The organism is Pirellulales bacterium, from assembly GCA_019694435.1.
Taxonomy (GTDB): Bacteria; Planctomycetota; Planctomycetia; order Pirellulales; family JAEUIK01; genus JAIBBZ01.
The window spans coordinates 376,976-390,091 of record JAIBBZ010000001.1 but is presented as its reverse complement, the minus strand read 5'-3'; the positions used below and the strand labels follow the sequence as shown (position 1 = coordinate 390,091).

The following is a 13,116-nucleotide window of genomic DNA, read 5'->3' as shown; positions in this document are numbered from 1 at the left end:
GCCCGAGAACGTCCGGCGTCGCTGTCGACGCCCAAGCCGCGGGCCTGACTGCCCAGGAGGTAAACGGAGTGTTTGTTGCCGCATCGACGGAGTGTTTTTCGCAATTGCCGCTGCAAGACGCGCTGGCGCGCATCGGCGACCTGGAATACAGCCGGGTCGAAATCGTGCTGCGGGAGAAGTCGCGGCAATTGCGCCCCTCGCAGGTCCATGCCGACCTGGAGAACGCGATTCTCAACTGCCGCGAGACGCATCGGCTGACGCCGGTGGCTTACGTCGTCGACATCGACGCCGAGGGGGACGAGTACTACGCCCAGTTCTCGTCGTGCTGCAAATTGGCCAAGGCGACCAAGGTGGTTTCGCTCACCGTGCCGGCGGCCGAGTTGGGCACGCCCTTCAACGCCGAGATCGAGCGGCTGCGTGAGCTGGTGCGGATTGCCTCGCTCGAGGGCGTGTTGGTCAGCGTCAAGACGGAGGTCGGCCGCATCACGCAAGATCCCGACACGGCGGTCGTGCTGTGCGACAACGTCAAGGGCCTGGGCATCACGCTCGACCCGAGCCATTACATCTGCGGTCCGTTCACCAATGGCTACGAACAGGTGCTCAAGCACGTCTACCACGTGCAATTGCGCGACACGTCGAAGGACCAGTTGCAGGTGCGCGTAGGGCAGGGCAATGTCGAATATGGCCGGCTGGTCAACCAGTTGGGCAAGTACCACTACAGCCGGGCCTTGACCGTCGATATTCTCGACACGGTCAATCCGGAGGTCGACCACTTCGCCGAAATGCGCAAACTCCGGCTGCTGCTCGAGAGCTTGCTGTAGGGCTCGAGATTTCGCGGCCGCGCAAAAAAACGCGAGCAAGCGAGGCCGAAGCGGGTGGGGATGTGCTTGGCCTACGCTTGCGCGCGAGGGGTTCAAATTTTTCTCGGCGAAGGCCGGGCGATCAGGCTCCCGGCTTGTCCTGCGGTTCGGCGACTTGCTCCTGCCGCAGTTTGTCGATCGCCTGCTGCAGTTGCTCGAGCCGCTCGTTGATCTTCTCGAGCCGCTCGTCGATGAGCCGCTCGACTTCCGGCGCGGCCGAGTGATGCCGGAGCCAGTCTTCGGCGGCGCGAACCGCTTCATCGGGCGACTGTTGACGCACCCGGTCGGCAAGTTCATGCACCCTGCGGGCCTCGGGCCGATCGGCGAACCACTGCAACACGTCCGGCGGCAGCGGCGGCATATGGCCCAGCATTCGTTCGGCGTGGCCGCGCAACTGCTCGGGCAGCTCGGCCAGATGGTCTTCGGTCACTTCCCAGGTCTTGTCGCCTTGCTTGACGGTCAGTTTGGCCGGGTCCTTGGCATGCTTCTCGACGGTGATGGTCACGTCCTCGGGCAATTCGATCGTGCCAAACACGTCGCGGACGATGACGCCCGGTCGCGGCAGGTCGATCCGCAAACCCTCGGCGCCGAGCCGCTCTTGCAGCCGTCGAACCAGGTCGTCGAAATCCAAGCCCCCGGTCGGCAGCGGGGGCATTTCACGTTTGGCCGGCTTGACCTCGAGCGTTTGTTCCTTGCCGCCGCGGAGCAGGGTGAGCGCAACGCTGGCGTCGTTCTCGCCCGCGTCGAGCACGGCTGCGGCCAACTCGCGCGGGTCGTGTAGCGGTTGGCCGGCGGCCTTCAGCAGCACGTCATGCCGCTTGAGACCGACCTTGTCCGCTGGGCTGCCCGGCGCCACGTGCACGACGACGAGGCCTTCCCCCTCGGCCAGCATCAACTGATCGCGCAGCACGTCGTCCGCCGGGCGGCAGGTAACACCCAACCAGAAGGGCGATCCGGCCTCGGGCAAATCGTGCGGCGGCGGCGGTGGTGGCGGTGGCGGCTGCTGGGCTTGGACCCAGGCACCAGACAACAGAACCAAGCCGACCGTGGCCACCCAGCCCAGGCGGCGAATCCAGAGTTCGGAAATCATCGTGGTCTCCCTTTCAATTCGATGAGTGGCGATGCGTGCCACGCATTGCGGATGGCGAACGATTACTGATACGTGTTCCACTCGATCGGCTGAATGTCGAGCCGATCGACCGGCACCAACCCCTGACGACCGTCTTCGAGTTGCACGGGTACCCAATCGCGGCGATAGTTCACCTGGTGTCCCTGCTCTTCGAGCGCCTTGACGAGCTTCTCGGATGCGACCGACTCGCCGGCGGCGCCGCCCCCGTTGGCAAACTCGGCCGGTTCGTACATGGGCCATTGGACCTCGGCCGGCTGCTGCGAGCCGGCCAGCCGCAGACGCAGGCGTTTCAAGTCGCCGCCTGATTGTTCCGGCGCGGGCGCGGCCACCGCGACCTGGCCGGCGGCCGGTGGCCTGCCCGTGGCCACCGAGGGCGCTTCGCCCGTGGGTCCCACGCCGAACTGCCGCAATGCCAGTCCCAAGGAAAACGCGAGCAGAAAACTTGCCGCCAGCGCGAGCCGTGATCCCCAAGCGCGAATCGCGCGGCCGGCAACCGACGGCAGTTTCAGCTTGACCGGCTCGGCGTCCGGTGCGGCGCCGGCGATCAAGTCGCGCTGGCCGACGATCGGACCCAGATGTTTGCGCCAGGCCTGCGCCTCGAGGAACGCCAGCGCACAACGGCGCCAGCCGTCGGGCGTGTGATCGAGCTGGGCCAACAAGCGGCGCTCGTCGGCGGGTGGCAGTTCGCCGTCGACCAGCAGGTCGAACGTGCGTTCTTCAAGCAGGGGGGTGTCGTCGGCGGGAAGATTGAATTCGTTCATGGCTAGGACGTGCTAACGGCTGTCGTCGTCTCGGCAAGCTGGGAACGTAACCTTGCGCGGGCCCGATGCAGTCGCGTTTCGACCGCGCTGTGGCTGATGCCCAACCGCTCGGCAATCTGGTGGTAGCTCCAGTCCTGGGTGTACTTGAGCACGAGGATTTCGGCGTCGCGCGGGCCGAGCCGCCGCAGGGCCTCGTGGATCGTGTCGCGGCGCTCGTCGGCCAGCAGCCAGTCGAGCGGATCGGCTGTGCGATCCGAGTTCTCGGCGAGCCCGGTCTGCGCGAACCGATCGACCAGCTTGCGTTGGCGTCCGCGCCGGCGGCGATACAGCAACGACTGAATCACAGCCAAGCGGTAGAGCCAAGGCGCCACTTTCGTGGCGTCGGCCAGCGGTGCCCGCTGCGACACGGCGGCGAGGGCCACCTCCTGAAACACTTCGTCGACGGCTGCTTGTTCGCCGACGCGCGCCAGGATGACCTTGCGCAACCACGGGCCGTGCTCCGTGAGCGCAGCCCCCCAGTCGATCCCCGAGGGATTGGCCGCTCGTGCCGGCTCAGGCGGTGGGTTGCTTCGCGCCATGCCAGAATCGTAGTTACCGCACCGGCCGAAGTTCTTGCCGGCTACCGGAACGATTTTGCCCCGCCGCACCGGCGCGATGCGCTACGTCTAACTGGCACAACGACTTGCGGCGTCAGGCGATCCAGCCGCCGCCGAGGACGCGGTCGCCCCGATAGCAGACGGCCGCCTGGCCCGGTGCGACGCCGTATTGCGGCTCGTGAAATTCGACCCGGAAGCGATCGGCGGCCAGCGGGACGACCGTGGCCGTTGCCGGGGGCGTCAGGTAGCGGATTTTCACCTCGGCAGCGAAGGGCTCGACGGGCGGATCGATCAGCCAGTTGGCGCGCTGGGCTTCGAGCGCATCGCGGGCCAGCTCGTGGCGTTCGCCGATCACGACGCGGCGCGTATCGGCCTCGATCCGCACAACGTAGCGGCGATCGCCCAGCGCCACGCCCAATCCGCGCCGCTGGCCGATGGTGAACTGCTCGACCCCTTCGTGACGGCCCAGGACCGCGCCTGCGGTGTCGACGATTTCGCCGCCGCCGTCGCCCTGCGCATGGCGGCGAACGAACTCGGCGTATTGCCCCCCGGCCACGAAACAAATCTCCTGGCTGTCGGGCTTGTCGGCCACGGCCAATCCCAATTGGCCCGCGCGCGCGCGGATCGCGTCCTTCGAGAAATCGCCCACGGGAAACCGCAGTCGGGAGAGCAACCGTCGATCGATGCCGAACAAGACGTACGACTGGTCCTTGCCGGGATCGAGCCCACGGCGCAAGGCCGGCGACCCCGCGTCGCCGCATGCTTCGAGCCGCGCGTAGTGCCCGGTGGCGATGTGCTCGGCATCGAGCGAGTCGGCATACTCGGCCAGGGTGCCGAACTTCAGCCAGTTGTTGCAGACCACGCACGGATTGGGCGTGCGGCCATGAGTGTATTCGTCGACGAAGTAGTCGATGATCCGCGCGAAGTGCTGCTCGAAGTTGAGCGCGTAGAACGGCAGGCCCAGGCGATCGGCCACGCGCCGCGCGTCGGCGGCGTCGCTGGCGCTGCAGCAGCCTTGCTTGCGGCCGGGCGCGGAGACCACCGGCAATCCGACGGGTTGCGGCACGGCGCAGGCCGTTTCGATCGTGTGACCATGGCGCATGAAGACGCCGATCACCTCGTGGCCCTGCTCGAGGAGCAGATGGGCCGCGACGCTCGAATCGACGCCGCCGGACATCGCCAGCACCACCCGGGACATGCCAGAATCGCCATGCGCAGGAGAAAGCAGTATCGCCCCAGCGCAATCTAGACGGGCTACCCGGCGGCGACAACCGCGGCCCCGCGGCGATCCGGGGCCGCAACGGCCGAGATTACTGCTGCACCGTGCCCGACGTTTCGCCGCGCGGCGCAAACAGCGAACGCTTCGGCCGGCCGGCGACGCGCGGTTCTTCTGGCGGGGCCAGGCTGGTGCCTTCCTCGGTGGCGGGCTTGCGCCGCAGCATCGACTTCATCCGGGCCCAAAGGCTCGATTTGGCCGGCGCCGGGCCGGCAGCGCCGCGGGCTGCCTCCGGATCGGTCGTCGTCACGGCCATGGCCCGTTGGCCGACGACCAGGTTGCCGCCGGGCGCGGTTTCGGCGGGGACGGGCATGCCGGCCAGCGGCGCGTTCTGCTCATCGTAGCCGACCTCGAAATCCAAGGGGCCCCTCGAAGCCTGCGGGTCGGTGGCCGTCACGACCGTCGGCTGCGGGCCGGTCGGCGCGGCGGGAGTCGTGGTTGGATTGGCGAACGGCGTCGCCGGGATCGGCGCGGCGGTCGTTTCGTGCACCACGTAGGGAGAGGATGGCACGGGCGACTCGGGCCCTGCGCCAACCGGTGGCGTTGTTCGGGGCCCAGCTGTCGTAGCGACGTCGGCGGCCGGTGCGGTGGGGCCGCCCGGCACCGGCGAATCGGTTCGGCGATCGGTGGCGACGGCCTGCGACGGTTGCGGCCGCGCGAGTTCGCGCTCGGCGACGGCCGTGTCGAGTACCGGCGGCTCGGGTGCCTGCGCCGGCGCTTGGGCCTGGCGTTGCGCCTCCCACGACTGCGGATTGCGCGTCCCGCGGGCCAGCCCCTGGCGGTGAAGTTGTCCGGCGCGCCGTCCGCGCAGCGGGTTGTAAACGCCGTCTGCCGGATCGTCTGCAGCGAACTCGTCGGCGACCGGCGCCTGTGCCGGCGCCGCGGCGACCGCTGGCGGAGTCGCGGTTGACACTGCGGCGGGAGCGACGTGCGGCGCGGCTTCGCTCGATGGGGCGGCCGATTCCACCGTCGCACCGGCGATTTCGGGATGCTGAGCGTCGGCCGTCGCCGGTTCGGGCGCGGGCCGTATCGGCGCAGCGTAGTCAGGCTCCACCGGAGCATCGGCCAGTTGCGAATCCGCTGCGGGCGGCTGCTGCGCGTCGGGCGCGGGTAATGCCGCGGTGTCTTCGGTGCCAGGCACCGCCGTCAGATGCGGCTCAGCAGCGGCAATCGTCGCCGGCGCCTCGGGCGGGGCTTGGGCATACGCCTCTTGCGGCGCGGGCACCCCAACGGGATTGCCGGACTGTTCGTCGATCAGCGTGGCGGCTAAATCCGCACTGCCGGCGTCGCGCAATGCCCGGGCGAGCGTATCGACCATCGCCGGCGCATCGATCCGCAGCCGCGGCTGGCGCATGGTGCCGACCAGCGTGGCGCGGGCATGAACGGCCGGCACCGCGGCGAGGCATTGGCTCCAGGTGACCGGGGTTATGCCCGCGATGTTGTGCGAGCCGGTTACTTCGGTGCGCAAGTTTTCGCCGATGGCGCTGAGTTCGATTTGCAGACGGTCGTCGAGGAAGACACCCTGCCCGTCGATCTGCACGGTACCCCCGACCACGTGCAGCGACTCGTGGGTCGCGGCGGCGATCACGTCGGCAGCCGGCAGCGGGTCGAGGTGCAGGCGCACGTGGTGCGGCGCGGTTGGCGAGCGCGACAGGCTCACGGCGGCGGTCAGGGTCAGTTCCGGCGCCGACAGGTCGATCTGGACCGGCGGCGCGTCGGCCGTCGTGGCCGTGTTGAATCCGCGCAGCCGCAGTACCGCGTCGCGGCCGAGGTTCCAGCACACGGGCAGTTCGTCAATCTGGAGATATTCAATCGAAACATGCGGCGCGGCGCGCCCCAGGCTACTGCGGGCCGCGCGCATGGCGGCGCGCGAATGAATTGCGGACGAGTGCTCGGCGCTGTGCGTGGGAGCCGTTTGCAGCGACGCGAGCACGCCGAGCGCCTGGTGGGCATAGTGCAAGCGTTGGGCGACGGCGCCACCGCGAACGAGCTGGCCTTCGAGCAGAAGTTCCACGGGCCCAGCGGAAGACGCGCCGTGTTCTTCGTGGAGTGCCGCGGCGAATTCGGGCAGAATCTGTGGGGGCGTCTCAACGCTCGAGGGAATCGCACGCAGGTCGCGGACCAAAACCTGGTCGAACGCGAACTGGCCGGCCAGGATGTCCCGCGCCGTGGAAATCTTGCCGGTCACTTCCTCGGCGCGCAGGATCTCGCGTCCTGACCCCTGAGGATCGAGCGCACGCAAACCAAGAATGTGAATCCGGCCGTCGGCCGCCGAGACTTCGACCGCGTCGGCCCGCAGCGGCACTCCGACCGCGGTGGACAATTCGTTGAGCACGGCGGCCGTGAAGTGTCGCGACGGCAGCGCAAGCGCGGCCCAGGTCAGCGCGGCGACGCTAGCCGTGGTCCAGGCCCATGCCGGCGGGCGCCAGTAGCTGCGTTGCGCAGCGCCGCGCGAGGCGCTGGCGGTCAGGAACGTGGTGCCCGCCAGCCAGGCCAGCAGGCGTTGGGTGGCGCTCGGGCCGATCAGCAGCACCTGCTCATCGGCAGCGCTGGTAATGCACGGACGCTGCGCGACGCGGCGCTGCGCGAACGCCAGCGCCCAGGCACAGGGTAAGGCCAGCAGCGGCCCTAGCAGCAGACCTCCGACGATCGTGTAGCGGTCCCAACCGAGCACGGCCAGTGCCACCGGCCCCAGCGCAGTGCTCAAGAGGGTGCCGAGGTGTAAGGTATCGAGCACGGCCTGGCCGGCGACGAAACACAGCGGCACGAGGAGCCAACCGGCCCACAGGCCCAGGGCCCAGGCCACGGCAAAGCCGACTAGCGGCAGCCGCAGCACGGCCGCGGCGGCCAACAACAGACAGATCGTCAGATTGTCGCCGGTGACGAACCCGGCGGTGACGCCCAAGCCGATGCTGAGGGCGGCCGCGCGGGGACGGGCAACGCAGGCCAGGCTGCCGGAAGAGCCAAGAGAACTTTGCGCCATGACGCATCGGCCTCGAAAGGCCGCCAGAAAGTGCTGCCCGACGCGCGCGGCAAGACGGCTGCCTGCGCCTGCGCGATGGCTCGGGCGGGAACTGGGTCGACAAGGGCCCTGGCACGCACCTTTCGCAGGAGTTCTTGCCGGCGTTGCGGGCCGCCGAACTTGCGCGGGCGTGACGAGGCGATCGGTTCTATCAGGCGTATCGGCTGTGCCGAGAGAACGACTTGAAGGGGTCTTGCCGGCCGAGGGTGAGTCGACGTTCGGCGGGCCGGGGGCGGCCGCGGGTCGCCTGTCCGCCCCGGCCTCGTGGCGATATGATTTTGCGGCAGCAGGGGTTGGCCCGCGCCGGTAATCGCCGGCCGAGCACCCCGCGCAAGAGAGTCCCTCGTTTCCGCAGGAGCCGTGCTGGCATGGATCGAGAACCGCGCGATCGGGCCGAGTCGATTCGGGACCGGATTACTCAGTTGCGAGACTCTCTTTGACTACGCGGGCAAACGGGCCCAAATGGCCCGACTCGAGGCCCGCATGGGCGAGGCCGGCTTCTGGGACAAGCAGGAACAGGCCCAGGCGACGGTTGCCGAGCTGAAGGCGCTGGGCGGCGTCGTCAAGCCGCTGGCTGACCTGATGCGCGCCAGCGACGATATCACGGCGCTGGAAGAAATGGCCGGCGAAGACGCTGCGTTCGCCGCCGAATTGGTGACCGAGTTGTCGCGCGTCGAAAACGCGCTGGACGACTTGGAGCTGAAAGCGCTGCTCAACGGTCCGCACGACAACTGCAACGCCTTGATGACGATCAATGCCCGCGACGGCGGCACCGACGCCAACGATTGGGCCGAGATGCTGATGCGGATGTATACGATGTGGGCCCAGAAGAACGACTACCAGGTCGAGGTGCTCGACCGGCAGGACAACGACGAGGCCGGCATCAACAGCGCCACGCTCGCCGTGCGTGGGCCGTTTGCCTACGGCTACTTGAAGGGCGAGGCGGGCGTGCACCGGTTGGTGAGGATCAGCCCCTTCAACTCCGAAGGCAAGCGGCAGACGAGCTTCGCGGCGATCGACGTCTCGCCCGAGGTGAGCGAATCGAGCGAAATTGAAATTGCCGATGAGGACGTGCGCGAAGACGTGTATCGCGCGGGAGGGGCCGGCGGGCAGCACGTCAACAAGACGTCGAGCGCCGTGCGCCTGACGCACATGCCCACCGGGATCGTCGTGCAGTGCCAGAACGAGCGCAGCCAGCATCAAAACCGCGCCTTGGCGTGGAAGATGCTCCGGGCCCGCATGGCGCGGCTCGAGGAAGAGCGCCGCGAGGCCGAAGAAGCCGCCAAGTACAGCCAGAAGCCCAAGACGGGCTTCGGCGCGCAGATCCGCAGCTATTTCCAGCATCCCGATCAGCGGATCAAGGATGCCCGCAGCGAGTACGGCGAGACGAATTTCCACAACGTGCTCGACGGCAACATCCAGGGCTTTCTCGACGCCTATCTGCGTTGGCGCGTCGGACAAGGTTCGCAAGCGTGAGCCGCGGCGAACCGATCCCCGAGGCCGTCGTGCTGGGCGACGAGCGGTGGCGCGTCGTGTTCACCTGGCACGGCGATCGCTACGGCCATGAGCTTCAAGCGCGCCAGGGTGATCACTGGCGGACGCTGGCCTGCTCCGTCGAAGGCACCGCCGAAGAGGTCTGGCCGGCGAGCCCGCCCTTGCAGCAATTGCACTGCGAAACGCGGCCCGGCGGAGTGGAACTCGCGCTGGGCGTCGGCATGGCCGGACGCAGCCACTGGTCGGCGAGCGTGGCGTTCGATCGGGCCCAAGCGACGCTCGATTTCGACCTGGCGTGCCGGGTGTTCGAAGCGCCGGCCTGGCTGGGTAGCCGCTACCGCGGCGCGGGCACCGAGCTGTTCCGGTCGGTCGAGTCGGCTGGCGGTGCGTTCGTCGCGCGCGACGAGAGCATTGCGATCGGCGCGCCCAGCGACGCCGCAGAGCTTCCGCGGACGGTGCGCTGGGCGTATCGCGTCGCGTTCCCGGCCTAGCGCCGGGCCAGCAGATCGCGGATTTCGCGGAGCAGCTTTTCCTGCGGCGGCTCAGCCGGGGCTGCGGCCGGCTTCTTCAAGCGATTGATCTGCTTGACGACGAGGAAGATCACGAAGGCCACGATCAGGAAATCGAGCACGTTGTTCATGAACAAGCCGTACTTGATCTCGACCGGTTTGGCATCGGCGCCTTCGACTGGAAGCTTGGCGCTCAGGGCCGAGAAATCGACCTTGCCCAACAGGTAGCCGATCGGCGGCATGATCACGTCGTTCACCAGCGAGCTGACGATCTTGCCGAACGCGGCCCCGATGATGATGCCGACCGCCATGTCGAGCACATTGCCCTTCATGGCAAACTCTTTGAATTCCTGCAGCATGCCCATGGCGAGCCTCCAATCGGTAGGGTGCCGCGGGCGGCGAACAACACGGCGGAGCAAATGCTCGCCCGCGGCGGCGCCGAAAGTCTAGCTGCGAGGCAACAGTTCAGGGAAGGCAGAGTTGCGGCGCGGAGCAGCGCTGCTGTCGATAATGCGACGAGATGGCGGGGTTCGGTAGTTCTGAACACGAACGTCGAACTGGTGCGCCGAACCACCAGCTTGCGCACGTGGCTCAACGATGCCGCCGAAGAGAGAGTTCATGAGGACGATTCGCGCCGGCCGATCGACGATTCTTCTTCAGGGAAAAAGAATCGTAAGGGATACACAATACAGCAGATAATGACGAGCAGGGCGATCCCCAGCAGCGCAGGGATCCAGAGGACGGGGCCCCGGCCCGCCGCAAGTATGAGCCCCCCGAACAAGGCCAAAACCCCGAGGAGGGCGCTTACAACACTCAACACCAAAGGCATGGCCGCGGCCAATTGATTAGTCGTAACGACGATTGCCAGAGCAATCCACTGTAGCAAGCATCCGATTGCCCAACGCGGATTCTCGCGGAACATGCTGGGCGCGCAGCCGAACACCCCACGCGTGAACACGTCAAGAACGGTCCACTTCTTCGCCTCGGCATCAACCCAAGTTTGTTGCTCGGTGGCGGGGCTTGGTTTCAATTGCGACCTCGTGGACGCAAGACGGTACGGCAATCGAGTGCCATCGCACTCTCGATCTAGTTCAGCGAATCTCGAGCATCCGCTCCAGCGCCACCAGGGCCCACCGGGCCGTGTCGTCGTCGACGTGGATCACGTTGACGGGCGTGCCGGCGGCCAGGTTGTCGAGCGACCAGCAGAGATGCGCCAGGTCGATGCGGTACATCGTCGCGCACATGCACACCACCGGCGAGAGAAAGTGGATCTCCTGCTCGGGATGCTCCTGCTTGAGCCGATTGACCAGATGCAGCTCGGTGCCGATCGCCCAGCGTGTGCCGGGCGGCGCCGCTTCGACCGCCCGAATGATGGCCCCCGTCGAGCCCGACACGTCGCTCTTGTCGACCACCTCCATCGTGCACTCGGGATGCACGAGGATGCGGATGCCGGGGTACTTGGCGCGGAACTGGTCGACATGCTCGGTGCGAAACATCTGGTGCACGCTGCAATGTCCCTTCCAGAGCAGCACCCGACTGTGTTCGATGGCGGCCTCGTCGTTGCCGCCCAGTTCCTGGTGCGGGTCCCAGACGCGCATCGCTGCGAGCGGAATGCCCATCGCTTTGGCCGTGTTGCGGCCGAGATGCTGGTCGGGGAAGAACAGCACGCGCTGGCCGCGCTCGAAGGCCCAGCGCACGGCCGCGGCCGCGTTGCTCGACGTGCAGACGATGCCGCCGTGCCGTCCGCAGAACGCCTTCAGGCTCGCGGCCGAGTTGATGTAGGTGACCGGGATCACCTGCTCGGTGTCGACCGTTTGGCCCAGGTCTTCCCAGCAGGCCTCGACCTGCTCGATCATCGCCATGTCGGCCATCGAGCAGCCGGCCGCCAGGTCGGGCAGCACGACGGTCACGCGCTGGCCGTCGCGCTCGGCAAGCTTGGCCGGCGTGTTGGCCAGGATGTCGGCCGTTTCGGCCATGAAGTGCACGCCGCAAAAGGCGATCGCGCGGCAATCGCGGCTCGCGGCCGCCATCTGGCTGAGCTGATAGCTGTCGCCGCGCAGGTCGGAAAGCGCGATCACCTCGTCCTGCTGGTAGTGGTGGCCCAGCACCAGCAACCGCGGGCCCAATTCGCGGCGCACCGCGTTGATGCGGGCCTGCAGCGTGGCGTTGTCGAGCGACTTGTAGGGGGCCAGCTCGAAGGTGGCCTTCGACGAGCGGGGCTCGGCAAGTGTGGACATGTTCGGCAATCGAGCGGCGCGAAAGCGTCGCCAAAGAGGGCAGGCCGTCGCGGGCGACGGTCGAAGAGTGGTGTTTCCGTCAGGCAAGTATACCCCCGGACGTTGGGGGGGACAGCTTTGCGAGCCGTCCGACCGGTCGCCGCGCTCTGGGCAAAGTTTGCCGGCCAGCCGCGCCGATATTCGTGAAGTGCCGCAGCGCAGATCGTTTGCGCTGCAAGCAAGGCGCGGCAGCACCGCTAGCGAGTCGAAGCGCATGGCCGACTTCAATGCCCAGCTTGGCCCGGACATTCTGGCCGCCTGCCAGGCCGGGGCCGCCGAAGCCGGCGAGGCATTTTCGCGCACGTTCGATCGGCAGCTCACGCTCGGAGTCGGCGAGGTTTCGACCCTCGCCCTGGCCGGCTTACCGGCATGCTGCCAAGGGCCCGGCCTGGCGATCGTGCTCGGCGTTGGTTCGGCCGCGGCCGTGGTGCTGGTGCCCAAGTCGTCGGGCGTGCTGCCCGATTGGTATGCCGAGCCGGATGCGACCGGCAAGAGCAAGCTGACCACGCTGGCGCAAGAGCTGGGCATGCTGCTGCTGCCCGACGCGTGCGCGGCCGACGACTTTCTCGCCGCGGCGGTGCCCGAGCTGTCCGCATCGCTTGTGCGCGGCGGCGCGGCGGACGGCGCAGGCCTGGTCCTGCTCGAACTGATCTCCGACGGTGCGCCTGCGCCGATCGCGCTCGTCTGGCCGCTGCCGAACAAGGCGGCAATTCTGACACCCGCCGCACCAGTGGCCCCGGCTGCCGAGTCACGGCCCGCGCGGCCGGCGGCACCGGAACCTGCGGCGGCGCCGCCACCGCCACCGAGGATGGTCGCCGCGCGCAGCGTGCAGCGCGCCACCGGCGGCACGCTCGAGGAGCTGCCCAAGTACGGCAAGAGCCTGCTGCGCATCGAGGTACCGCTGCAGGTCGTGTTGGCCGAAAAGAAACAGAGCGTCAGCCGCATCGTCGAATTGGGCCCCGGCTCGATCATTCATTTCGACAAGTCGTGCGACGAGATGCTGACGCTGTGCGTCGGCGGCTTGCCGATCGGCAAAGGCGAAGCCGTCAAGGTCGGCGACAAGTTCGGCCTCCGCCTGACGTCGCTGCTGCTACCCGACGAACGCTTCAAGCCGGCGCAGAGCGCGTAGCGGCGGTTCGACGCCGCGCATCTTAACAGCGCCCGTCCATTGCTAAAGTGGACTCTTACACGCG

General features: G+C 67.7%; 12 protein-coding genes. 4 read left to right on the top strand and 8 right to left on the bottom strand.

Going from position 1 to position 13,116, the window contains the following annotated elements:
• Positions 1–68: 68 nt before the first annotated feature.
• On the top strand, positions 69–821 hold the full coding sequence (locus tag K1X74_01555; GenBank protein MBX7165010.1) for a TIM barrel protein: 753 nt from the start codon (positions 69–71) through the stop codon (positions 819–821).
• A gap of 121 nt (positions 822–942) precedes the next feature.
• Here the strand turns inward: K1X74_01555 and K1X74_01550 are convergent, their stop codons facing one another.
• The 5 genes from K1X74_01550 to K1X74_01530 form a co-directional block, all read right to left on the bottom strand.
• Positions 943–1,950, bottom strand: a complete 1,008-nt coding sequence (locus K1X74_01550) for a PDZ domain-containing protein (protein ID MBX7165009.1) — start codon at positions 1,948–1,950, stop codon at positions 943–945.
• Between the two features lie 62 nt (positions 1,951–2,012).
• Complete coding sequence (locus tag K1X74_01545) at positions 2,013–2,750, bottom strand: hypothetical protein (protein MBX7165008.1); 738 nt, start codon at positions 2,748–2,750, stop codon at positions 2,013–2,015.
• A gap of 2 nt (positions 2,751–2,752) precedes the next feature.
• Positions 2,753–3,328 carry a sigma-70 family RNA polymerase sigma factor gene (locus K1X74_01540; protein MBX7165007.1) on the bottom strand — a complete coding sequence of 192 codons (576 nt, stop codon included), beginning with the start codon at positions 3,326–3,328 and terminating at the stop codon, positions 2,753–2,755.
• A gap of 112 nt (positions 3,329–3,440) precedes the next feature.
• The gene (gene mnmA / locus K1X74_01535; GenBank protein ID MBX7165006.1) at positions 3,441–4,544 is read right to left on the bottom strand and encodes a tRNA 2-thiouridine(34) synthase MnmA; all 1,104 of its coding nucleotides are present in this window, start codon (positions 4,542–4,544) and stop codon (positions 3,441–3,443) included.
• Positions 4,545–4,656: 112 nt separating this feature from the next.
• The gene (locus K1X74_01530; protein MBX7165005.1) at positions 4,657–7,605 is read right to left on the bottom strand and encodes a hypothetical protein; all 2,949 of its coding nucleotides are present in this window, start codon (positions 7,603–7,605) and stop codon (positions 4,657–4,659) included.
• A 501-nt stretch (positions 7,606–8,106) separates the two neighbouring features.
• On the opposite strand from K1X74_01530, the gene prfB reads away from it, so the two are divergent.
• Both prfB and K1X74_01520 read left to right on the top strand, forming a co-directional pair.
• Positions 8,107–9,120 (top strand): peptide chain release factor 2, encoded by a 1,014-nt coding sequence (prfB, locus tag K1X74_01525; GenBank protein ID MBX7165004.1) that lies wholly within the window; start codon positions 8,107–8,109, stop codon positions 9,118–9,120.
• Entirely contained in the window at positions 9,117–9,629 is a 513-nt protein-coding gene (locus K1X74_01520) for a hypothetical protein (GenBank protein MBX7165003.1), read from the top strand. The genes prfB and K1X74_01520 overlap by 4 nt, the downstream gene beginning before the upstream one ends.
• Here the strand turns inward: K1X74_01520 and mscL are convergent.
• The 3 genes from mscL to nadA all read right to left on the bottom strand — a co-directional run bounded on the left by mscL (position 9,626) and on the right by nadA (position 11,884).
• Positions 9,626–10,012, bottom strand: a complete 387-nt coding sequence (gene mscL / locus K1X74_01515; GenBank protein MBX7165002.1) for a large-conductance mechanosensitive channel protein MscL — start codon at positions 10,010–10,012, stop codon at positions 9,626–9,628. The genes K1X74_01520 and mscL overlap by 4 nt on opposite strands.
• A gap of 251 nt (positions 10,013–10,263) precedes the next feature.
• Complete coding sequence (locus K1X74_01510) at positions 10,264–10,677, bottom strand: hypothetical protein (GenBank protein ID MBX7165001.1); 414 nt, start codon at positions 10,675–10,677, stop codon at positions 10,264–10,266.
• A gap of 61 nt (positions 10,678–10,738) precedes the next feature.
• Entirely contained in the window at positions 10,739–11,884 is a 1,146-nt protein-coding gene (gene nadA, locus K1X74_01505) for a quinolinate synthase NadA (GenBank protein ID MBX7165000.1), read from the bottom strand.
• A 253-nt stretch (positions 11,885–12,137) separates the two neighbouring features.
• Here nadA and K1X74_01500 point away from each other — a divergent pair, with 253 nt between their 5' ends.
• Positions 12,138–13,052, top strand: a complete 915-nt coding sequence (locus tag K1X74_01500) for a FliM/FliN family flagellar motor C-terminal domain-containing protein (GenBank protein MBX7164999.1) — start codon at positions 12,138–12,140, stop codon at positions 13,050–13,052.
• Positions 13,053–13,116 lie beyond the last annotated feature (64 nt).

Bases quoted from the DNA above. Each gene is read 5' to 3' on its own strand.
- K1X74_01550 (MBX7165009.1), bottom strand. From the start codon at position 1,950: ATGATTTCCGAACTCTGGATTCGCCGCCTGGGCTGGGTGGCCACGGTC.
- K1X74_01540 (MBX7165007.1), bottom strand. From the start codon at position 3,328: ATGGCGCGAAGCAACCCACCGCCTGAGCCGGCACGAGCGGCCAATCCC.
- nadA (MBX7165000.1), bottom strand. From the start codon at position 11,884: ATGTCCACACTTGCCGAGCCCCGCTCGTCGAAGGCCACCTTCGAGCTG.
- mnmA (MBX7165006.1), bottom strand. From the start codon at position 4,544: ATGTCCCGGGTGGTGCTGGCGATGTCCGGCGGCGTCGATTCGAGCGTC.
- K1X74_01545 (MBX7165008.1), bottom strand. From the start codon at position 2,750: ATGAACGAATTCAATCTTCCCGCCGACGACACCCCCCTGCTTGAAGAA.
- mscL (MBX7165002.1), bottom strand. From the start codon at position 10,012: ATGGGCATGCTGCAGGAATTCAAAGAGTTTGCCATGAAGGGCAATGTG.
- K1X74_01500 (MBX7164999.1), top strand. From the start codon at position 12,138: ATGGCCGACTTCAATGCCCAGCTTGGCCCGGACATTCTGGCCGCCTGC.
- prfB (MBX7165004.1), top strand. From the start codon at position 8,107: ATGGCCCGACTCGAGGCCCGCATGGGCGAGGCCGGCTTCTGGGACAAG.
- K1X74_01530 (MBX7165005.1), bottom strand. From the start codon at position 7,605: ATGGCGCAAAGTTCTCTTGGCTCTTCCGGCAGCCTGGCCTGCGTTGCC.